The sequence below is a fragment of the Streptomyces sp. SAI-127 genome (assembly GCF_029894425.1).
Taxonomy (GTDB): domain Bacteria; phylum Actinomycetota; class Actinomycetes; order Streptomycetales; family Streptomycetaceae; genus Streptomyces.
In genome coordinates this window covers 1,860,526-1,881,459 of record NZ_JARXYJ010000001.1, presented here as the reverse complement: position 1 = coordinate 1,881,459, position 20,934 = coordinate 1,860,526, and the positions used below count along the sequence as shown (strand labels likewise).

The 20,934-nt window shown below is 71.8% G+C and carries 23 protein-coding genes and 1 tRNA gene; 19 read left to right on the top strand and 5 right to left on the bottom strand.

Annotation, left to right across the window (positions count from 1 at the left end; genetic code table 11):
* Positions 1 to 83: 83 nt before the first annotated feature.
* Positions 84 to 803 carry a DUF6250 domain-containing protein gene (locus M2157_RS08920; RefSeq protein ID WP_280864941.1) on the top strand — a complete coding sequence of 240 codons (720 nt, stop codon included), beginning with the start codon at positions 84 to 86 and terminating at the stop codon, positions 801 to 803.
* Between the two features lie 142 nt (positions 804 to 945).
* Positions 946 to 1,731 carry an SGNH/GDSL hydrolase family protein gene (locus M2157_RS08915; protein WP_280861283.1) on the top strand — a complete coding sequence of 262 codons (786 nt, stop codon included), beginning with the start codon at positions 946 to 948 and terminating at the stop codon, positions 1,729 to 1,731.
* Between the two features lie 44 nt (positions 1,732 to 1,775).
* Here the strand turns inward: M2157_RS08915 and M2157_RS08910 are convergent, their stop codons facing one another.
* Positions 1,776 to 2,384 (bottom strand): TetR/AcrR family transcriptional regulator, encoded by a 609-nt coding sequence (locus M2157_RS08910; RefSeq protein ID WP_280861282.1) that lies wholly within the window; start codon positions 2,382 to 2,384, stop codon positions 1,776 to 1,778.
* Positions 2,385 to 2,434: 50 nt separating this feature from the next.
* Positions 2,435 to 3,613, bottom strand: coding sequence for a Glu/Leu/Phe/Val dehydrogenase dimerization domain-containing protein (locus M2157_RS08905; protein ID WP_280864940.1), 1,179 nt, complete (start codon positions 3,611 to 3,613; stop codon positions 2,435 to 2,437).
* 176 nt (positions 3,614 to 3,789) lie between these two features.
* Here M2157_RS08905 and M2157_RS08900 point away from each other — a divergent pair, with 176 nt between their 5' ends.
* The 7 genes from M2157_RS08900 to M2157_RS08870 all read left to right on the top strand — a co-directional run bounded on the left by M2157_RS08900 (position 3,790) and on the right by M2157_RS08870 (position 11,452).
* The gene (locus M2157_RS08900) at positions 3,790 to 4,965 is read left to right on the top strand and encodes an MBL fold metallo-hydrolase (protein WP_280864939.1); all 1,176 of its coding nucleotides are present in this window, start codon (positions 3,790 to 3,792) and stop codon (positions 4,963 to 4,965) included.
* A gap of 882 nt (positions 4,966 to 5,847) precedes the next feature.
* Positions 5,848 to 8,700, top strand: coding sequence for an ATP-binding protein (locus M2157_RS08895; RefSeq protein WP_280864938.1), 2,853 nt, complete (start codon positions 5,848 to 5,850; stop codon positions 8,698 to 8,700).
* A gap of 68 nt (positions 8,701 to 8,768) precedes the next feature.
* Positions 8,769 to 9,203, top strand: a complete 435-nt coding sequence (locus M2157_RS08890; protein ID WP_123994033.1) for a roadblock/LC7 domain-containing protein — start codon at positions 8,769 to 8,771, stop codon at positions 9,201 to 9,203.
* 2 nt (positions 9,204 to 9,205) lie between these two features.
* Entirely contained in the window at positions 9,206 to 9,577 is a 372-nt protein-coding gene (locus M2157_RS08885) for a DUF742 domain-containing protein (RefSeq protein ID WP_031052041.1), read from the top strand.
* Positions 9,555 to 10,154 (top strand): ATP/GTP-binding protein, encoded by a 600-nt coding sequence (locus tag M2157_RS08880; protein WP_007386183.1) that lies wholly within the window; start codon positions 9,555 to 9,557, stop codon positions 10,152 to 10,154. The genes M2157_RS08885 and M2157_RS08880 overlap by 23 nt, the downstream gene beginning before the upstream one ends.
* 61 nt (positions 10,155 to 10,215) lie before the next feature.
* Positions 10,216 to 10,794: a GAF domain-containing protein gene (locus tag M2157_RS08875; protein WP_280861278.1), complete on the top strand. Its 579-nt coding sequence runs from the start codon at positions 10,216 to 10,218 to the stop codon at positions 10,792 to 10,794.
* Positions 10,795 to 10,852: 58 nt separating this feature from the next.
* Positions 10,853 to 11,452, top strand: a complete 600-nt coding sequence (locus M2157_RS08870) for a TetR/AcrR family transcriptional regulator (protein WP_280861277.1) — start codon at positions 10,853 to 10,855, stop codon at positions 11,450 to 11,452.
* A 33-nt stretch (positions 11,453 to 11,485) separates the two neighbouring features.
* Here the strand turns inward: M2157_RS08870 and M2157_RS08865 are convergent, their stop codons facing one another.
* Genes M2157_RS08865 through M2157_RS08855 form a run of 3 tightly spaced genes read right to left on the bottom strand, consistent with a single transcriptional unit; the run spans position 11,486 to position 13,622 of the window.
* A complete protein-coding gene (locus M2157_RS08865) occupies positions 11,486 to 12,079 on the bottom strand; it encodes a GPP34 family phosphoprotein (protein WP_280864937.1) in 594 nt (197 codons plus the stop codon).
* Between the two features lie 41 nt (positions 12,080 to 12,120).
* On the bottom strand, positions 12,121 to 13,275 hold the full coding sequence (locus M2157_RS08860; RefSeq protein ID WP_280868180.1) for a YbfB/YjiJ family MFS transporter: 1,155 nt from the start codon (positions 13,273 to 13,275) through the stop codon (positions 12,121 to 12,123).
* Positions 13,276 to 13,331: 56 nt separating this feature from the next.
* On the bottom strand, positions 13,332 to 13,622 hold the full coding sequence (locus M2157_RS08855) for a muconolactone Delta-isomerase family protein (RefSeq protein ID WP_280861275.1): 291 nt from the start codon (positions 13,620 to 13,622) through the stop codon (positions 13,332 to 13,334).
* A 108-nt stretch (positions 13,623 to 13,730) separates the two neighbouring features.
* Here M2157_RS08855 and M2157_RS08850 point away from each other — a divergent pair, with 108 nt between their 5' ends.
* The 10 genes from M2157_RS08850 to M2157_RS08805 all read left to right on the top strand — a co-directional run bounded on the left by M2157_RS08850 (position 13,731) and on the right by M2157_RS08805 (position 20,929).
* On the top strand, positions 13,731 to 14,669 hold the full coding sequence (locus tag M2157_RS08850) for a LysR family transcriptional regulator (RefSeq protein WP_280861274.1): 939 nt from the start codon (positions 13,731 to 13,733) through the stop codon (positions 14,667 to 14,669).
* 127 nt (positions 14,670 to 14,796) lie between these two features.
* A complete protein-coding gene (locus M2157_RS08845; RefSeq protein WP_280861273.1) occupies positions 14,797 to 15,513 on the top strand; it encodes an SDR family oxidoreductase in 717 nt (238 codons plus the stop codon).
* A 32-nt stretch (positions 15,514 to 15,545) separates the two neighbouring features.
* Entirely contained in the window at positions 15,546 to 15,935 is a 390-nt protein-coding gene (locus M2157_RS08840; RefSeq protein WP_280861272.1) for a hypothetical protein, read from the top strand.
* A 103-nt stretch (positions 15,936 to 16,038) separates the two neighbouring features.
* Positions 16,039 to 17,067, top strand: coding sequence for an L-threonine 3-dehydrogenase (gene tdh, locus M2157_RS08835; protein ID WP_280861271.1), 1,029 nt, complete (start codon positions 16,039 to 16,041; stop codon positions 17,065 to 17,067).
* Between the two features lie 14 nt (positions 17,068 to 17,081).
* Positions 17,082 to 18,275, top strand: coding sequence for a glycine C-acetyltransferase (locus M2157_RS08830; protein WP_280861270.1), 1,194 nt, complete (start codon positions 17,082 to 17,084; stop codon positions 18,273 to 18,275).
* 27 nt (positions 18,276 to 18,302) lie between these two features.
* Entirely contained in the window at positions 18,303 to 19,223 is a 921-nt protein-coding gene (locus M2157_RS08825; RefSeq protein ID WP_280861269.1) for a LysR family transcriptional regulator, read from the top strand.
* Between the two features lie 33 nt (positions 19,224 to 19,256).
* Complete coding sequence (locus tag M2157_RS08820) at positions 19,257 to 19,835, top strand: XRE family transcriptional regulator (RefSeq protein ID WP_280861268.1); 579 nt, start codon at positions 19,257 to 19,259, stop codon at positions 19,833 to 19,835.
* The gene (locus tag M2157_RS08815) at positions 19,832 to 20,365 is read left to right on the top strand and encodes a GNAT family N-acetyltransferase (protein WP_280861267.1); all 534 of its coding nucleotides are present in this window, start codon (positions 19,832 to 19,834) and stop codon (positions 20,363 to 20,365) included. The genes M2157_RS08820 and M2157_RS08815 overlap by 4 nt, the downstream gene beginning before the upstream one ends.
* A gap of 30 nt (positions 20,366 to 20,395) precedes the next feature.
* Positions 20,396 to 20,761 (top strand): MmcQ/YjbR family DNA-binding protein, encoded by a 366-nt coding sequence (locus M2157_RS08810; protein ID WP_266510562.1) that lies wholly within the window; start codon positions 20,396 to 20,398, stop codon positions 20,759 to 20,761.
* 91 nt (positions 20,762 to 20,852) lie between these two features.
* Positions 20,853 to 20,929: transfer RNA gene (locus tag M2157_RS08805), tRNA-Pro, on the top strand.
* Positions 20,930 to 20,934 lie beyond the last annotated feature (5 nt).

Genomic DNA, 20,934 nt, shown 5'->3' with positions numbered 1-20,934 from the left:
GGCTGCCGCACCACCGGGGCGCCCGGACCGTGCGCGGCTCTCTGCGACCCACTCTCAGCCGTCCCCGGAAGGAACGCTCTCGCATGACGACCACCCGTAGAGCCTTCGGAGCCCTCGCGGCCGGCGCCGCCCTGGCCGCCCTCGCCCCCGCGGCCACCGCGAGCGCCTCGCCCCGCCACCGTCGCCTCATCGCGCACGACGACTTCCGTCACGGTCTCGGCCGCTGGGCCGTCGAACTGGAGCAGGGCGGCACGGTCACCGCGCAGCGCGGAGTACTGGAGGTCGACGTGCCCGCCGGCGCGACGATCTGGTTCAGGCAGCCGCTCGAAGGGCCGTACGTCCTGGAGTACACCGCCACGCCTGTCTCCGAGGGCGGGGCCAACGACCGGGTGTCCGATCTGAACAACTTCTGGAACGCGGTCGACGTGCGGTCCCCCGACGACCTCTTCGCCACCCGACGGGGCGGGGCGCTCGCGGAGTACGACTACCTGAAGACGTACTACTCGGGCTACGGCGCCAACTACAACACCACGACACGGCTGCGCCGATATGTCGGAGAGTCCGGCGTGCGGCCGCTGATCTACGACTACACCGAGCCGCTGCTCGTCGCGAACGAGCCGAACCGGGTGCGGATCGTCTCCGACGGCTCCAAGGTGCAGTGGTGGGACAACGGGCGGCTCGTCTTCGACTACACCGACCCGGAGCCTTATACGACGGGGCACTTCGCGTTCCGGACCACCTGGAGCCACTTCCGGATCAGCGAGTTCAGGGTATGGCGGTCGCAGCGTCAACGTTCGCGATGAGAGACCTATTCCTTGTTTGGCGAACACTTTAAGCGTGGCTTATCTCACCGCCCGTCAAGCCCTTCCTACGGTCGCGTAGGTCACATTCGAAGGTGAATCATGAACGGCTGTGGCAGACGATTCGAAGGATGACGGCAGTTCAGTGATCGGGTCGTACGTGGCGGTGGGGGACAGCTTCACCGAGGGCGTCGGCGACCCCGGCCCCGACGGGGCGTTCGTCGGATGGGCCGACCGGTTCGCGGTACTTCTCGCGGACCGGCGGCCCGAGGGCGACTTCAGGTACAGCAATCTCGCCGTACGCGGGAAGCTGCTCGACCAGATCGTCGAGGACCAGCTTCCGCAGGCCGCCGAACTGGCACCGGACCTGGTGTCGTTCTGCGCCGGCGGCAACGACATCATCCGGCCCGGTACCGACCCCGACGAGGTCGCCGAGCGCTTCGAGCGGGCGATCGCCCGGCTCACCGAGGCGTGCGGCACGGTCATGGTGACGACCGGCTTCGACACGCGTGGCGTTCCCGTGCTCAAGCATCTGCGGGGCAAGATCGCCACGTACAACGGACACGTGCGGGCCGTCGCCGACCGGTACGGCTGCCCGGTGCTCGACCTGTGGTCCCTGAAGACCATTCAGGACCGGCGGGCCTGGGACGGCGACCGGCTGCACCTCTCCCCGGAGGGGCACACGCGTGTGGCGCTCCGTGCGGGCCAGGTCCTCGGCCTCGAGGTCCCGGCCGACCCGGACCAGCCCTGGCCGCCGCTTCCGCCGCGCGGTCCGCTGGACGTGCGACGGGACGACGTCCACTGGGCCCGGGAGTATCTGGTGCCGTGGATCGGGCGTCGGCTGCGGGGGGAGTCCTCCGGGGACCACGTGACGGCCAAGGGTGTGCTGTCGCCGGATGACATCAAGAGCCGGATCGCTTCGGTGGCTTGAGCTGCGCGCGGCACCGGGGCCGGGCGGGTTTCGCCTCTCCGCCGCTATGCGGACCCCGTGCCGTCCAGCCCGAGTTCGCGGGCCAGGGCCTCGTCCACCCACGCCTGGGCCCGGGATCCGGGCACCGCGCCCGCGTAGGACGTCAGTTGGACGGCCAGGCCGTCCAGGAGGGCGGTGAGGCGCAGGGCCGTGGCCTGCGGGTCCGGGCAGTCGAACTCGCCCGCGGCCACGCCCTCGGCGATCACTTCCGCGAGGGCCGCCTTCCAGCGCCTGTCGAGGTCGCGGGTGACCTCCTGGAGCGCCGGCTCGCGCAGGGCCACCGCCCAGCCCTCGATCCACAGCCGCCAGCCCTTGGCCTGGCCCGTCGGCGCGTACCAGCGAACGGCCGCCCGCAGCCGACGCAAGGCGCTGGTACGGCGGCCCAGGAGCTTGCGCAGATGGGCCAGATCGTCCTCGGCGGCGTAGGTGAACGCGGCGGCGACCAGCTTCTCCTTCGTGGAGAAGTGGTAGAGCACCAGGGCGTTGCTGACTCCGAGCACCGAGGCCACGTCGGCGATCCTGACGGCTGCCACGCCCCGCGCCTCGATCTGCTCGATGGCGGCCCGGAGCAGCTCCTCGCGCCGCTCGGCCACTGTCAACCGCACTCTCGCCACGGGGTCACCCTAAGCCGTCGCCCGGTGGGGCGCCGCCCCGAGGGGCCAGGTCAGCGGTACCAGCCGAACCGGTCCGCGATCACCGGCAGCCGGTCCGCCACCAGGGCGTGGGCGGCGGCGCGCGGCGAGCTCCCGTCCGCCTCCGCGCGGGCCAGCAACTGCTCGACGAGGGCACGCATGGAACGCCGTATGTGCGCGAAGGCCTCGTCCGCGTCCGCGCCGATGTCGCCGAACAGGGTCCACCACCACCAGGCGTTGGTCCCGGAGTTGACCACCACGTCCGGCAGTACGGTGACCCCGCGCGCGGCCAACAGCGCCTCCGCCGCGGGCAGGACCGGCATGTTGGCCGCCTCGACGATCCAACGGGCCCTGATCCGCTCCTGGTTGCCGGTGTCGATCGTGTACGACACCGCCGCGGGCACGAGTACCTCCGCGTCGAGCGACAGCCAGGCGTCGCCGGGCAGTTCGCGATCGGCGGGGCGCAGGGCCGAGCGGTCCACGGTGCCGTAGGCGTCCCTGGCGGCCAGCAGCGCCTCGACGTCGAGCCCCGCGGGGTTGAAGACCGTGCCCTTGATGTCGGCGACGGCCACCACGGTGAGCCCCGCGCGCGTGAGGAAGCGTGCCGTGGCCCCGCCCATGGTGCCGAGGCCCTGCACCGCCACGCGCGTGCCCGCGTACGGCACCCCGGCCAGGTCCAGGGCCGCGAGGACCGACTCGGTGACCCCGCAGCCGCCGGCCAGTTCATCGAGCCCGATGCCGTCGACCTCGACGGCGAACGCGTCCGCGAGCCGCCGCCGGGCCGTGGCCTCGTCGTCGAGCAGCGGATAGACCGCCTGGATCGAGGAGACCAGGCCGGCCTCCGCGGCCGCCCGGTCCACCAGGTCCTGGCTGAGACCGAGGTCCTCGCCCGTCGTCCAGAGGCTTTCGACGTACGGCCGCATGGCGCGCAGGTAGCGCACGAGGAGGCCGTACGCCGCCGGGTCCCGGGGGTCGCAGTCGATGCCGCCCTTGGCGCCGCCCAGCGGGATGTACCGCGCCTCGGAGTCGTAGTGCAGGGCCTCTTTCATGGTCATGCCGCGGGCGAGCCCCGTGACCTCGTCCAGGGTGCAGCCGGGGCGCATGCGCAGGCCGCCGCTGGCGACACCCCGTACCAGCCGGTCGACGACCAGGAAGCCCTGGCGGCCGGTGACGTGGTCGGTCCAGGTGAGGGACAGCAGGGGGGTGGTCACACGGGCTCCGGTACGGGCGGACGGCTACTGAACGGGGGGTCAGTATTGGCATCCGGCCGCGCCCTGTCAACGTGATCCGCTCCGAAGGCGTCCTTACCCGTGTGACCGGACAGACTCCGGCACTGTCAGAGGGGCGGACCATAATGGATGCCTCAGCGACTCCACCTGGAGGTACCGTGACCGGCTTCCGTCCCCTGAGCTCCGGGCTCCGAGCGCTGCAGCCCGCGGCCTTCGGTGCGGACCCGAGCGGTGAGCGCATGGCGCGTATCCGCAGATCCCCCCACTTCAAAGACGGTGTCTTCCAGAACCCCGGCGGAACCGCCAGGATCCGGCCCGACGGGTCGGCGATCGACTTCGCCAAGGGCTACTTCGACAGCGACGCCCGGCAGCAGCGAGCACCGCAGGGCCGGATCCCGGTCCATGCCACGACGCTCGCCGACCTCTCCAAGCCGCCGGCCACCGGACTGCGGCTGACCTGGATGGGGCACTCCAGCGTGCTCGCCGAGATCGACGGACGGCGGGTGCTGTTCGATCCCGTCTGGGGTGAGCGGTGCTCCCCGTTCCCCTTCGCCGGGCCCAAGCGGCTGCACCCCGTGCCCTTGCCGCTCGCAGCGCTCGGTCCGGTCGACGTGATCGTCATCTCCCACGATCACTACGACCACCTGGACATGCCCACGATCAAGCAACTGGCCGGGACGGACACCGTCTTCGCCGTGCCGCTCGGTGTGGGAGCCCATCTCGAGCACTGGGGGGTGTCCGCCGACCGGCTGCATGAGCTGGACTGGCACGAGTCGACCCAGGTCGCCGGGCTGACGCTGACGGCCACCCCCGCCCGTCACTTCTGCGGGCGAGGGCTGCGGAACACCCAGCACACGCTGTGGGCGTCCTGGGTCGTCTCCAGTGGAGAACACCGGGTCTACCACAGCGGTGACACCGGGTACTTCGAGGGGTTCAAGGACATCGGCGCGTCGTTCGGGCCCTTCGACGCGACGATGATCCAGCTCGGCGCCTACTCGGAGTTCTGGCCGGAGATTCACATGACGCCTGAGGAGGCAGTGCAGTCTCATCTGGATCTGCAGGGCGGGGACGCGGCGGAGGGGGTGCTGCTGCCGATCCACTGGGGCACGTTCAATCTCGCGCAGCATCCTTGGGCGGAGCCCGCGGAGCGGACGATGTTGCTGGCCCACAAGGCCGGCGTCGCGATGGCCACGCCTCGGCCGGGGGAGCCGTTCGAGCCCGGGGCCGTGCCGGTGGCCGATCCTTGGTGGCGGGGGGTGGCGAAGGCGCCGGCCGGGGGGTGGGCGGCGTTGCCGACGGTGGCGGAGGAGCCGGCACCTGTAGTGGAGGCCTGAGCCGCGGTTGTGGATCTGCCTCACCGGGCTGTGGGTGGGGCGGTTGCGGGTTCTCGGTGGCTGGGCGGGCGGTTTCGCGTGCCCCTGGGTGAGTGCGGCGGCCCAGTCACCTGAGGGGTGTGGGGGAGGCCGGTGGTGTGGACGCGGGCCGTGAGCTCCTTCGCCCACATGTGACCGCGCGGTTCCCTGTGGGACAGGACGGGACGCGGCCGTAGACCCACGACGGTGTTGACGGACGCCGGCTTGCGGGTGAGCGGGAGCCTGGTGTGCTCCTTGGCTGCGGGTTGCGCGTGCCGTGGCCGGGGGCTGAGGCGGATCGGCGCTGCAGTGGACCGACACGGTCAGTGACAATCAGGAAGGCTCGGGCCAACGCTCCGGAGGGGTGTCGGTAGGGCTGCCGTACCCGGGAAAACGGCTGACGGGACGACCGACGCGCGCGTACGCCCTGGATCCTCGCTGGACGTGCATGACCGCTTCTGACCAGGACTGATCGGTATTCACTCGTTCGGGGATTCCCTACCGGTCTGCTTGTCGGTCTGTCGTGCGGAACCTCCTACCAGAGCGGGACGCTCCGTGGGGGACTTTGTCAACTGCCGCTCGCACATGATGCGCTGGCGACTACTGTGAGTGTCCGCCGGGCGACGAGGGGTTGGATTCTTCGGTTCTCTCGACCGGTACGCCATGACGCATGCCCACGGCGAACTGCCGCGGTGCGGGGAGGAGGGAGGCGACGCGCCGGTGACCGACGACCGTGCCGCCGCGCGCCCCGCTCGGCGACCCGCCCAGCAGCCCGCAGGGGCACATGCCGGAGCCCGCCGAACCGGGCCGGCCGGCCCGGGACCCTCCGGCCAACAGGACCGACGGACCAGTACAAGGACACCGATGTCTCACCTCCGTGCCCCGGCCGCACGCGCAGACCGCCGTGAGGGCGGGCGGCATGGGCGGCCGGTCGCCCGCCCCGCCCCCTCGCTGCCTGAGACGCACATACGGCCGCAACTACTGCGGCTGGCCGTGCTCCCACCGATCGCGGTCGCGCTCAGCGGCTGTGCGGCCGTCCTGTTCACCGTCCGCTCCACCGGGGCACAACCCAGCCTCATTCTGTGGGGTGTCCTGGCCGGGGCGGTCTCGGTGACCCTCGCGGGCATCCTCATCGCCGCCGTGGCGGCCGACCGCGCCGCCAAGACGGTGAGCGACCGCGTCGGCGCGTTGCGCCGCAGCAGTGCGCGCCGCGAGGCCGACCTGCGGGTCCTGGTCGAGGGGCTGCGCCGCGGGGAGATTCCGCCGGGGCACGGTCCGTGCAGCGGTCCGCCCGACGACGCCGACGACTTCGACCTGCTCGCCGCCGACCTGGCCCGCGCCCACGACGGAGCCGTCACCGCGGTCGTCCAGGCCGCCCAGCTCTCCAGCCAGGCCGGTAGCGAACAGAAGCTGGAGGTCTTCGTCAACCTCGCGCGGCGGCTTCAGTCGCTGGTGCACCGCGAGATCTCCATCCTCGACGAGCTGGAGAACGAGATCGAGGACCCCGACCTGCTCAAGGGGCTCTTCCACGTCGACCACCTCGCCACCCGGATCCGCCGGCACGCCGAGAACCTCGCCGTCCTCGGCGGTGCCGTCTCGCGTCGGCAGTGGAGCAACCCCGTCTCCATGACCGAGGTGCTGCGCTCCGCCATCGCCGAGGTCGAGCAGTACTCGCGGGTCAAACTCGTGCCGCCGATCGACGGCACGCTGCGTGGGCACGCCGTCGCCGACGTCATCCATTTGCTGGCCGAACTCGTCGAGAACGCCACGGTGTTCTCGGCGCCGCACACTCAAGTGCTGCTGCGCGCCAACCTCGTGACCTCCGGGCTCGCCGTCGAGGTGGAGGACCGCGGCCTCGGCATGCCCGTCGCCGAACAGCACCGGATGAACGCCCTGTTGGCGGATCCCGACCAGGTCAACGTCGCGAGCCTGCTGGCCGACGGGCGCATCGGGCTGTTCGTGGTGTCACAGCTCGCGAAGCGGCACGGGATCCATGTCCGGCTCCAGACCAACATCTACGGCGGTGTCCAGGCCGTCCTCGTGGTGCCGCAGGCACTGCTGGGTTCGGCGCCGGGCGCCATCGGTGCGCAGTCGCCGGAAGCCGCGGGGTCGGGCGGGGCCGCGGGTACGGCCGTATCCGCGCAGGGCCCGGCCCATCCGCGACCCGGACATGAGGCACGGCACCGGGGCGCGCCCGCCGATCCGCGCCGGGGGGAGTCCCCGGGCACGGAGTCCGGGCTCAACGGCAGCGCGTCGCCGACGGCGAGGAGCGGCGGAGCGGTGCCGCAGGGCGCCCGGGGCGTTCGAAACGGCAGCGGGCCCGTACGGAACGGCAATGGTCACGAGCCGAGTGACGGTGACCGTGCGTCGACCGGCGGCGGATCCGTGGCCGACGCTGCCGGGTCGCTGACGCATGGCGGCGGAGCCGTACCGGCCGACGGCGGGGCTGCGCTGGACGGTGGCGGGGACGTGTCGAGTCGTCGGGGGCGTGGGCCTGGTGGCAGCGATCCTCTACCGAGCGGCGGTGCGCCCTTTCTGAACGGTGGCTCGGAGGCACCGAGTGGAGGGGGGAGCGTTTCGAGTGAGCGCGGCCGCCTGCCGGGGGGTGGCGGGTCTTCGCCGGACGGCGGCGGGGGAGTGTCGAGCGGCCGGGGGCAGGTGCCCGGCGGCAGTGACTTCTCGGCGGGTGGCGGTGGGGCCTTCCTGGGCGGTGGCTCGGGGGTTCCGAGTGGTGGCGGGCAGGTGCCTGGCGGCAGTGACTTCTCGTCGGGTGGCGTTGGGGCCTTCCTGGGCGGTGGCTCGGGGGTACTGAGTGGTGGCGGGCAGGTGCCCGGCGACGGCGGCTCCCTGGCGAGTGGCGGTGGGTCCGTCCTGAACGGCGGCTCGGAGGCGCCGGGTGGGGGCGAGGCCTGGTCCGACGGGAACGGGTCTTTGGCCCGTGGCATGCCCGAGCGGAAGCCCGGCGGTGGTGGAACCGGGCCGAACGGCGGTGGACCGCACTCGGGGCGGCCTGCGCCGCTGCCTGTGCGCGGTGCCCGTGCCGACCGGCCGACCCCCGCCGAGGCCGTACCCGGGATCAGGCCCGACGACCGGCGGCTGGTCGCGGAGCACGTGACCGCACCGCCCACCCCGCGTACCGGGACCGTGCGCGGCACCATGGGCAAGCCCCAACTGCCCCGGCGCCGCGCACAGGAACACATCGCACCCCAACTGCGCGGCGGACCGACGCCACGGCAGGAACCCGAGTACCCGGCCGGCCACGACCCGGGACTCATGGCGGCCTTCCAGCGCGGCATCAGCCTCGCCGAGGCCCAGCAGCACCTGGAGCAGGCGCCCGGCGAATCGACCACAACGCTGCCGTCGCCCCGTATGGAGGCCGACCCCATGGACCCGGCACACACGGTGTCCGCACACATGGACACCACCCCTATGGGGCCCACCCCCATGAGCGCCGCTCCCATGGACTCCGTACACATGGGCCCCGCCCACGTGGGTTCGGGGCACCCAGATACGGCGGCAAGGGTCCGCACGTATACGGACACCTCTTACACAGACGAGGCCCACTCGGACACCGGCTCCGCGGCATTCGCCCCTCCGGAGTCCCGCCCCGCCCCCATTGACGTAACTCCCATGGAGCGGCACCACATATCCGAGGCGCACGGTCTCGATCACGACCGCACCACCCCCCGGCACGACGGGAGCGCACCCGCCGGATGACCACCCCCGCGTTCACCCCACCCCCCAGCGCTCCCGCAGACCTTCGTACCTCAAGGAGTCGATCCACCATGGCGAGCGAAGCGCCGACCGGCCATGTATCCGATCTCGACTGGCTGATGAGCGGCCTCGTGCAGCGCGTACCGCACACCAGCAGCGCGGTCCTGCTGTCCTGCGACGGGCTCGTGAAGTCGGTCCACGGCCTCGACGGGGACAGCGCCGACCACATGGCGGCCCTGGCCTCCGGCCTCTACTCCCTCGGCCGCAGCGCGGGCGTCCGCTTCGGCGACGGCGGAGACGTCCGCCAGGTCGTCGTCGAACTCGACTCGACGCTGCTGTTCGTGACCACCGCGGGCTCCGGCACCTGTCTCGCCGTACTCGCCGGCCGTGAGGCCGACGCGGCGGTGCTCGGCTACGAGATGGCGATGCTCGTCAAGAGCGTGCGTCCCTACCTGGTGACCGCGCCCCGGCAGCACGCCGTCGAATCCCCGGCGATGAGGCCTTGAGCGTGGCGGCGGTCGGCGACGGGCCCTGGCTCGACGACGCGGCCGGGCGGCTGGTGCGGCCCTTCACGGTCAGCAACGGCCGCACCCGGCCGTCCATCGCGTTCGACCTGCTGTCGCACGTGATGGCCACCGGTGCCACCCCCATCGGCTACCTCGGCCCCGAGCACGCGCAGGCCCTCGACCTGTGCCGCGCGCCCGTCTCGGTCGCCGAGGTCGCCGCCCATCTCAAGCTGCCGGCGGTGGTCACCAAGGTGCTGCTGTCCGACCTCGTCGACTGCGGGGCGCTGACCACCAAGCCCCCCGAGTTCACCCACAACCCGACTGACCGGGCTCTTCTGGAGGCAGTGCTCGATGGACTACGACGACAGCTCTGACCCCTTCCCCACCGCACTGAAGATCCTGGTGGCGGGAGGGTTCGGGGTAGGCAAGACGACCTTCGTGGGCGCGGTCAGCGAGATCGCTCCCCTCAGCACGGAGGAACTGCTCACCACGGTCAGCGCCGCGACCGACAGTCTCGACGGTATCGAGAACAAGGTCGAGACGACGGTGGCCATGGACTTCGGCAGGATCACCCTCGATCCGGAACACGTCCTGTACCTGTTCGGCACGCCCGGGCAGGAGCGGTTCTGGTTCATGTGGGACGAACTCTCCGAGGGCGCGCTCGGCGCGGTGATCCTCGCCGACACCCGCAGACTGGAGGACTGCTTCGCCGCCGTGGACTTCTTCGAACAGCGCGGCCTCGGATTCATCGTCGCGATCAACGAGTTCGACGGGGGGTACCGCTACGACCCCGAGGAGGTCCGCGCCGCCATCGACCTCCCGCCGGAGATCCCGATCGTGCGCTGCGACGCACGGATCTCCAGTTCCGGTGTGCAGACCCTGCTCACCCTCGTACGGCATCTCATCGCCCACAGCCCGGCGCCCGCGCCGAGCCATGGCGCCCACATGTGACCCCCGAATACACCGCCACGGAGCCGCATATGACCGACGTCCACAGCGACGGAACCCGCCCATGAACTACGACCCACCACGCCCGGCCGGTCGTCTGCTGCTCACCCCCGAGGACAAGGAGGCCCCGGACCGGGCGCGACGGCTGCGCCTGCTGGACCTCGGGGAGCGCCCGGAGCCCGCTCTGGACGCCTTCGCCGAGCGGCTCGCCGAGCACACGGGAGCGCCGTACGCCATGGTCAACTTCGTCGGCGAGAACCGGCAGTTCTTCGCCGGTCTCAGGATTCCCGCGGCCCGGCCCCCGGCGGACGGCGACGAGGCCAAGCCGGAAGTGGGCCGCTATATGGCGCGCGACCATGGGTTCTGCCCCCATGTGATCGCCCGCCGCAAGGCGCTGGTCCTGGAGGACGTCCGTGACTATCCGCGGTTCGCGGGCAACCCGGTCGTCGACGAGTTCGGCATCCGTTCCTATCTGGGCGCGCCGCTCATCGACTCGACGGGGATGGTGCTGGGCACGGTGTGCGCAGCGGACGTGCAGCCCCGGACCTGGGGGAAGTCCGGCCTGGAGACCATAAAGTCGTCGGCGGCGGAACTGGTCGCGCGTCTGCAGCGACGGGAGGCCGACGGGCTTCCGGTGCTGTGACGGACGAGACGGCCCGCATCACCAGCCGACCGGTCTAGTACCCACGTAGACTCGCTGTGTGGGACGTACCAGTGACGCCAGGCAGAAGATCCTCGGTGCCGCGCGCTCGCTCATCGAGGGGCGCGGCTACTCGGCGCTGGGCGTGGCCGAGATCTGCAAGGCGGCCGGGGTGCCGAAGGGCAGTTTCTACTACTTCTTCGAGTCCAAGGAGGCCCTCGCGCTCGCCGTCGTCGACGAGCACTGGGCAGCCCAACGGCGGGACTGGGAAACCGTGTTGGGCACAGACGCGGACCCCCTGCGGCGGCTGCGCGGACTCTTCGAGCAGACCGAGGCCGGCCAGCGTGCCGTCCAGGAGGGCTGCGGAACGGTCTCGGGCTGTCTGTTCGGGAACCTCACTCTGGAGCTGAGCAACCACGCCGAGCCGGTGCGCGGACGGCTGCAGGAGATCTTCGACGCGCAGGTCGACATGGTCGAGGCGGTCGTCGCCGAGGCCCGGGACCGCGGCGAGGTCAGCGTGTCCGACCCACGGGAGGCGGCGCGGGCGGTGGTGGCCCAACTGGAGGGCCAGGTGATGTTCGCCAAGCTCTACAACAGCCCCCAGCGCCTGAGCCCCCTGTGGGACAACTGCCGAGCCCTGCTCGGTGCCGCAGGCTCCTAGGCCCGATCCGCCGGACCGGCGCTCAGGGCTTCCCTAGTAACCGCGCCAGACGTTGTCGAACGCGGCGTCCTCGATGACCTTCCGCTGGCGTACGGCCTCCAGTTCCATCACCGCGTCCCCGACCGCGGCCAGCACGGTGGCCGCGTCGTCGGCGAGCTCTCCGGCCGGGTCGTCACCGATCCCGGCGGCGGACACCAGAGCGGCGAGGACGGGTTCGCCCGCCGCCCGGCGCTCCTCGGCCTGCCGCCTGGCCGGCGAGTCCACCAGCTCCGTACGTCCGGTCCGCAGCGGGATCCGGCGGCCCCGTGAGCGGGCCGTCAGCCCGATCCGCTCCAGGTCCTCGACGTAGGCCGCGGACAGCCCGCGGCCCCGGCGCCACAGCCAGTCCTCGACCGACTCGTACGGCTCCTGCCGTACGAGCGCCTCGGCGGCCTCGTCCAACAGGCGGTCGCCCGTGGGGGATTCGGCCTGGGGCAGGATGCGGTCGCCGTCCAGGGCGAGGGCGTGGGCGTCGAGGAGGTCGAGCACCTCGGCTCCCGCGAGAACGAGCGAGAGATCGCCCTGCTCCACCGGCTTGTCGGCGGCCACATCGAGGACGACGATCGCGAGGTCCCGTGCGGTGTTCATCAGCGGCTCCATGTCAGTCGGCCGGGTGCGGCGGTGCGTGCTCAGGGGCCGGCCGCGGCGGGCCGGGCGTCCTCGGTCGATTCTCGCTGCTGCTCGGGGACTGTGGGTCCCATTACGACCATGTGGTGCGGGAAACCGATCCGGAGCACGGCGGCGGCCGCGGCCGCCACCAGGACCACGAGGGCAGCCAGCAGGAGAGCTCCGTGGTAGCCGTGGTGCAGCAGCGGGGCGACGACAAGCGGGCCCAGGATCTGTCCGACCGAGTACCCGGCGGTCAGCAGGGCGACCGAGCGGGGGAACCGCAGGTGCGCTCCGGTGGCCAGGGCGAGCGAGCTGATGCCGATGAACGTGGCGCCGAACAGCACCGCCGAGCCGAGGGCCGCCGCCGTACCGCCGACCAGGGCGGGCAGGGCGATGCCGGCCGCCTGGATCACGAGCGCCGTGAGCAGCAGTCCGGGGCGTGACCACCGGCGGCCCAGCCGGGCCCACAGTGCCGAGGACGGCACGGCGGCCAGGCCCACGAGCACCCAGGCGCCGCTGCCGACCCAGCCCGGGGACTCCTGCCCGATGGCGGCGACCAGGAAGGTCCCGGCGACGATGTAGCCGACGCCCTCCAGCGTGTAGCTGACGAACAGCGCACCGAACCAGCGGTGCGTGCGGGGTGTCGCGCCGCTCCCGTCCGTGGCGGCGACGGGCGCCTCCTGCGGCCGTAGATTCCACGAGGCGGCCGCGAGCAGCGAGGCCAGTACGGCGGCGGCCCACCAGGCGGTGCGCCAGTCGGCGGCGGACCGCAGCACCAGGACCAGCAGGCCGGACAGCGCGATGCCGCCGCCCACCCCGCCGAAGGCCCAGCCGGCCAGGTGCGGCGGGTGGTCCCGCAGATGGTGCAGGAGGGATCCGGCCGCGACGACGAACACCAGGGCGCTCGCCACGCCGGCCAGCAGCCGCAGCAGACTCCAGACGGTGGTGCTGTGGGTGAGGGGCATCGCGGCGAGCGTGCCGGTCAGCAGGATGAGGGAGGCACGCAGTACGGTGCGCGACCGGATCAGTGCGGGGGCCAGGATGCCCGCCAGGGCGCCGACGAGATAGCCGAGGTAGTTGGCGGTGGCCAGGTTCGCCCCGGCCCCCGTGGACAGGCCCGCCCGGGTGTGCATCAGGGGCGGGATCGGGGTGTAGACGAAGCGGCCGACTCCCATGCCCGCCGCGAGCGCCGCCGCGGCCCGAGCGGCATGACTCCAGGAGGACGAGGCGCTCACTTCGTGCCGGGGTCGTTGGGATGCGGGGCGAGCGGGGTGACGGTGAAGGTCATCCACGGGCGCAGCGGCAGGGTGCCGAGCACCTTCTCGTGGAGCTCCTCCTCGTCGGCGGCCCGCCACACCCCGATGCTGCGCAACTCGCCCACGGGCCGCCACAGTCGGGCGAGACGGCCGGTGGCGGCCAGTTCCCTCGCGCGGACGGCCTCGGCGGCCCGCCGCCGGTCGACCTCCTCCTGTCCGGTGCCCTCGGGAACGGTGGTGGTGATCTCGACCAGGAACTCTCGCATGACGTGCTCCGCTCGTCGTCGGTGAGCCCATCGTGCGCGCGTCACCTGCACCGATGCCACGACCGGCTTCCTCGCTGCTGATAGGCGCAGCCTCCCAGCGCGCGTACGATGGCGCCCGTGGAACTGCGCCAGCTGCGGTACTTCGTCGCGGTCGCCGAGGAGCTGAACTTCGGCCGGGCCGCCGAGCGACTGCTCATCGCGGGCCCCTCGCTCTCCCAGCAGATCAAGGCACTCGAACGGGACCTGGGCGTCCGGCTGTTCGACCGCGACCGCCGCAAGGTCTCCCTCACCCAGGCCGGTGCCGCCCTCCTCCCGCACACCCGCGCCCTGCTCGACCGCGCCGACGACCTCAAACGCCGGGCCGGCAGCCTGACCGGCTCGCAGTCGGTGCGGCTCGGATACGTCAACTGGCTTCCCCCGGACCTGATGTCGCGTACGGCGCCGGTGGCCCAGGTGCACCTCGACGCCTGGGTCGCCCCCTCCCACACCCAGGCCGCGCGCGTCGCCGACGGCAGCCTCGACCTCGCCGTCTGCTGGGTGCGCACCGAGGACCTCCAAAGGCTCGGGCTGCGGGCCCGGCTGGTCGGCGCCGACCAGCTCTACGCCGTCGCCAGGGGCGGCGACAGCAGCGACGTACCCGACGTGGCGGCCCGGGACGTCCACGTGCTCATCGACGACGATCTCACCGCCTGGGCCGCCTGGAACGTGTACGCCGAAGAGCTCGCGCAGGCGACCGGCGCCCGTCCGGTCCGCATCTCCGACGGCGCGATCACCGGCCCCGCGTTCTTCGACCACGTGCGCCGCTGCACCCGCCCCGTCCTCAACTCGCCCAAGGGGCAGACCAGTCCGCTCCCGCCCGACCTCGTCCGCCGCGAGATCGTCGGACCGAAGGTCTACTGGACCTGGTCCCTGGTGTGGCGCGAGAAGGAGGACCGCGCCGGTGTCCTGGCCGTCGTCGATGCGCTGTGCGAGGGCGTCGGTGACCTCGGTATCCATGCCCCGGACGCCTGGCTGCCCGCCGACGATCCTTACGCGATCCCCGGCTGACCTGCACTGGGAGGCAGCGCCTTCCAGGCCGTAGGAAGCCGATCCTTCCGTCTCCCGGTGGACGGGCCTACCTTCCAAATAGTCGACCGGTCGGCTAGTACCGGTCACCGACTCGAAGAAGGTCACCATGAGCACGCAGAACCAGAAGGTCGCGATCATCACCGGCGCCTCGCAGGGCATCGGCGCCGCCCTCGTCGAGGGCTACCGCAAGCTCGGCTACGCCGTCGTGGCCACCTCGCGCACCATCGCACCACCCGTCGACGACGCGGACGTCCTCACCGTCCAGGGCGACCTCGCCGACCCGGCCACCGCGGAGCGCGTCGTCGAGGCCGCCGTGGAGCGGTTCGGCCGTATCGACACCGTGGTCAACAACGCGGGCATCTTCGTCGCCAAGCCGTTCACCGAGTACACCGCCGAGGACTACGCCACCGTGACGGGCATCAACGTCGCCGGCGTCTTCCATCTCACCCAGCGGGCCGTCCCGCACCTGCTCGCCCAGGGCGGCGGGCACATCGTCAACGTCACCACGAGCCTGGTCGACAACGCGGACTCCAGGGTCCCGTCCGTGCTGGCCTCGCTGACCAAGGGCGGTGTGCAGTCCGCCACCAAGTCCCTCGCCGTCGAGTACGCCACCCGCGGCATCCGCGTCAACGCCGTCTCGCCCGGCACCATCAAGACCCCCATGCACGCGGAGGAGACCCACGAGTTCCTCGCCGCCCTGCACCCGGTCGGACACATGGGCGAGGTGAGCGACATCGTGGACGCCGTGCTCTTCCTGGAGACGGCGCCGTTCGTCACCGGCGAGATCCTGCACGTCGACGGCGGTATGAGCGCCGGACACTGACGACCCGTCAATTCATCGACCAAGGAGCGGACATGACCAGCTCGACGGACGACAAGGCGATCCTCGGCGGAGTCCTCGACCGGTGGAAGGCCGGCGTCGACGCCCACCAACCGGAGCGCGTGGCCGCCCTCTTCACCGAGGAGGCCCTCTTCCAGGGGCTGCACCCCTACAGCGTCGGACGGCAGGGCGTCGCCGATTACTACGACTCCCAGCCGCCCGGCCTGAAGGCGGAGTACCGCATCCTCGAGACACGGCGCCCCGCCGACGGCCTCGTCCTGGGCTATCTGGACGTCGACTTCACGTTCACCGACCGGCCCGCACTCGCGGTCAAGCTCTCGGTTCTCGTGACCCGGGTGGGCGACGACTGGTACATCAGCCACTATCAGGTCTCCCGCCTCGACCAGGGCCCGCAGCGGGCGTGAAGCGGAGCTGTGGCACCGCTTAAGAAATCCTCGATGGACCAGGACGGCGTCGTACGGCAGATTGCTGGGCGTTTCCACCCCTCGCACCCACAGGAGCCCTGCCGTGAAGGCGCTGGTCAAGGAGAAGGCGGAGCCCGGACTGTGGCTCGCGGACGTCCCGGAGCCGGCCGTCGGCCCCGGGGACGTCCTGATCAAGGTGCTGCGCACCGGCATCTGCGGCACCGATCTGCACATCCGGTCCTGGGACGGCTGGGCACAGCAGGCGATCCGCACGCCCCTCGTCCTGGGACACGAGTTCGTCGGCGAGGTCGTGGAGACCGGACGCGATGTCTCCGAGATCGCCATCGGCGACCGGGTGAGCGGCGAAGGGCACCTCGTCTGCGGCAGGTGCCGCAACTGCCTCGCCGGGCGGCGGCACCTGTGCCGGGCCACGGTCGGGCTAGGCGTCGGCCGGGACGGGGCCTTCGCCGAGTACGTCGCCCTGCCCGCCGCCAACGTGTGGGTGCACCGCGTCCCCGTCGAACTCGACGTGGCCGCGATCTTCGACCCGTTCGGCAACGCCGTGCACACCGCGCTGTCCTTCCCGCTGGTCGGCGAGGACGTGCTGATCACCGGCGCCGGGCCGATCGGACTGATGGCGGCGGCGGTCGCCCGGCACGCGGGTGCGCGCAACGTCGTCGTCACCGACGTCAGCGAGGAGCGTCTGGACCTGGCCCGCAAGATCGGAGTGAGCCTCGCGCTGAACGTGTCGGAGGCGGGGATCGCCGACGGGCAGCGGGAGTTGGGCCTGCGTGAGGGCTTCGACATCGGCCTGGAGATGTCCGGCCGGCCGGAGGCCCTGCGCGACATGATCGCCAACATGACGCACGGCGGCCGGATCGCGATGCTGGGACTGCCTGCCGCGGAGTTCCCGGTCGACTGGGCCCGTATCGTCACCTCGATGATCACCATCAAGGGCATCTACGGCCGGGAGATGTTCGAGACCTGGTACGCGATGTCGGTCCTCCTGGAGGGCGGCCTCGACCTGGCCCCCGTGATCACCGGCCGGTACGGCTACCGCGACTTCGAGGCCGCGTTCGCCGACGCGGCGAGCGGCCGCGGCGGCAAGGTCATCCTCGACTGGACCAACTGACTTAGGGATTGACGATGTTCGACTCCGTGCGCGACGACCTGCGCGCCACCCTCGACGAGATCCGCGCCGCCGGCCTGCACAAGCCGGAGCGCGTGATCGACACCCCGCAGTCCGCGACCGTGAACGTCTCCGCGGGCGGCCGCCCCGGAGAGGTGCTCAACTTCTGCGCCAACAACTACCTCGGCCTCGCCGACCACCCCGAGGTCGTCGCCGCCGCCCACGCCGCCCTGGACCGCTGGGGCTACGGCATGGCCTCGGTCCGCTTCATCTGCGGCACGCAGGAGGTCCACAAGGAGCTGGAGGCGCGGCTGTCCGCCTTCCTCGGCCAGGAGGACACGATCCTGTACTCCTCCTGCTTCGACGCCAACGGCGGTGTCTTCGAGACGCTGCTGGGCCCCGAGGACGCGGTGATCTCCGACGCCCTGAACCACGCGTCCATCATCGACGGCATCCGGCTGTCCAAGGCCCGCCGCTTCCGCTACGCCAACCGTGATCTGGCCGATCTGGAACGGCAGTTGAAGGAGGCCGCGGGTGCCCGGCGCAAGCTGATCGTCACCGACGGCGTCTTCTCCATGGACGGTTACGTGGCGCCGCTGAAGGACATCTGCGACCTCGCCGACCGGTACGACGCCATGGTCATGGTCGACGACTCGCACGCCGTCGGCTTCGTCGGCCCCGGCGGCCGCGGCACCCCCGAGCTGCACGGCGTCATGGACCGCGTCGACATCGTCACCGGCACCCTGGGCAAGGCGCTCGGCGGCGCCTCCGGCGGTTACGTCGCCGCCCGTGCCGAGATCGTCGCACTCCTGCGTCAGCGCTCACGTCCGTACCTCTTCTCCAACACGCTCGCCCCGGTGATCGCCGCGGCCTCCCTGAAGGTCCTCGACCTGCTGGAGTCGGCGGACGACCTGCGGGTGCGGCTGCGGGAGAACACCGCGCTGTTCCGTCGCCGTATGACCGAGGAGGGCTTCGGCGTCCTGCCCGGTGATCACGCCATCGCGCCCGTGATGATCGGGGACGCCTCCGAGGCGGGCCGTCTGGCGGAGCTGCTGCTGGAGCGCGGGGTGTATGTGATCGGTTTCTCGTACCCCGTCGTCCCGCAGGGGCAGGCGCGCATCAGGGTGCAGCTCTCGGCGGCCCACTCCACCGAGGACGTGAACCGCGCGGTCGACGCCTTCGTCGCGGCCAGGGCCGAGCTGGCGGCCTAGTCCGGACGTATTGCGATAATCGATCCCATGATCGAGGCACGGCGGCTCCACATCCTCCGTGCGGTGGCGGACCACCGCACGGTCACGGCGGCTGCCGCCGCGCTGTATCTCACCCCCTCCGCGGTCTCGCAGCAGCTCACCGCCCTGGAGCAGGAGACCGGCCACCGGCTCGTCGAGCGCGGTGCGAAGGGCGTACGGCTGACTGCGGCCGGCGAGATCCTGCTCAGCCACACCAACGCGGTCCTCGCCCAACTGGAGCGGGCGGAGGCCGAGCTGGCCGCCTACAGCTCGGGCGCGGCCGGCACCGTCACGGTCGCCTCCTTCGCGACCGGGATCGCCCTGGTCGTGGCACCCGCGGTGGCCCGCCTCGCCTCGATCGCCCCCGGCATCCACCTCCGCGTCCAGGACGCCGAGGGCGACGCCAGCCTGCCGATGGTCCTCGACCGGCAGGTCGATGTGGCGGTCGCCGTGGAGTACCGCGGGGCCCCGCCCGCCGACGATCCCCGCCTGGCCCACGTGCCCCTGTACGCCGAGCCCTTCGACGCGGTCGTCCCGGTGACCCACCGGCTGGCCGGCGCGGGCGAGGTGCCGCTGGCCGAGCTCGCCAAGGACCCCTGGATCGGCCCCTACCCCGGCAACCCCTGCCACGACGTCGTGGTCCTGGCCTGCGAGAACGCCGGATTCCAACCGCGTCTTGAGCACTCGTCGGACGACTTCCGCGCGGTGGTGGCACTGGCGTCCGCGGACGCGGGGGTGGCCTTGGTGCCGCGTTCGGCGCTGATCGGGATGGACCTCACCGGGGTCGTCGTACGACCGGTCGACGGGGTCGCCCCCACGCGCCGGGTCTTCGCGGCCGTGCGGCGGGGAGCGGAGGAGCACCCCCTCATCCGTCCTGTGCTGGACGCGCTCGCAGCCGTTGCCGGGGGACAGAGGGCCGGCCACGGCTAGCGGGTTTCTCGTATCTGGGATAGCGTCCCGAATGTGAAACACGATGAGCTCGGGCCCGACCCCGTCGACACCCGCCTCGGCGTCCGACTCGCCGCGCTGCGGGCCGAACGGGGCTGGTCCCTGGGCGAGTTGGCCGAGCGCAGCGGCGTCAGCAAGTCCACCCTGTCCCGCGCCGAGCGGGCCGAGATCAGCCCCACCGCCTCGCTGCTGAACCGGCTGTGCGGGGTGTACGGGCGGACCATGTCCCAGCTGCTCAGCGAGGTCGAGGCCGAGCCCGCACCGCTGATCCGGGCCGCCGACCAGACGGTGTGGGAGGACCGGGCCTCCGGGTTCGTACGGCGGTCCGTGTCGCCGCCGCACTCCGGGCTGCGCGGCGAACTCGTCGAGGGACGGCTCGCCGCCGGTGCCGACCTCGCCTACGACCGGCCGCCCGTGCCAGGCCTGGAGCAGCACATCTGGGTTCTGGAAGGTGCGCTGGACGTCACCGCCCAGGACGTCGAGCACCACCTCGGCACCGGCGACTGCCTGCGGCTGCGGGTGTGGGGGCCGACCCGGTTCCGGTGCGCGGGCCCCGACCCGGTGCGGTATGTGCTGGCGGTGGTCCTGCCATGATCGTCACCCGCCTGGACGAGGTCCAACTGCTGGACCGTGTGGATGAGTTGGCCGATCTGCTGGTCGACACGGTGGACGGCGGCGCCTCCGTCGGGTTCCTCGCACCGATGGACCGGGCGGCGGCCGTCGCCTGGTGGAAGGAGCGTGCGGGCGCGGTGGCCGCGGGGTATGTGGCGGTGTGGGCGGCGCACGACGGTCACCGCGCGGTCGGTACCGTCAGCCTGGCCTTCCCCGACAAGCCCAACTCCCGCCACCGCGCGGAGCTGGTCAAACTGATGGTGCACCGGGACGCGCGCGGGCACGGCCTCGGGCGCCGGCTCCTCGGCACCGCGGAGGAGGCCGCCCGCACGGCCGGAATCACCCTGCTCCACCTGGACACCGAGACCGACAGCCCCGCCGAGCGCCTCTACGGCGGCGCCGGATGGACCCGCGCCGGAGTCATCCCCGACTACGCGGCCGATCCCGCCGGGGTGCTGCGGCCGACGACCCTGTACTACAAGCGGCTCGGGGCGACCGCTCCGACCAGGTGATTGTCAGTGGCAGCCGCTACGGTGCCTGTCATGCCGGACGCCGAAGACGTACGCCGTGTCGCCCTGTCCCTGCCGGACACGACGGAGAAGATCGCCTGGAGCATGCCCACGTTCCGGGTCGCGGGGAAGATGTTCGCCACGCTGCCCGAGGACGAGACGTCCATCGCCGTGCGCTGTCCGAAGGAGGAGCGCGACGAGCTGGTGCTGGCCGAGCCGGGGAAGTTCTGGATCGCCGATCACGAGGCACAGTTCGCGTGGGTGCGCGCCCGCCTCGCCGCGATCGAGGACGAGGGCGAACTGCGGGACATCCTCGCCGACTCCTGGCGGCAGGCGGCGCCGTCCGGGCTGCTCGACGCGTATCCGGAGCTGGGTCTGCCCGATCCGCCCAGGGGGTGAGGAGGGCGAAAGGGGTGCGCGACCACCGACCCGAGTGCGGTATGGTTTCTCTGCACGTTCGGCCAGGGGAAACCCCAGGTCAGACGGGCACCGGGACGTGGCGCAGCTTGGTAGCGCACTTGACTGGGGGTCAAGGGGTCGCAGGTTCAAATCCTGTCGTCCCGACCAGCTTC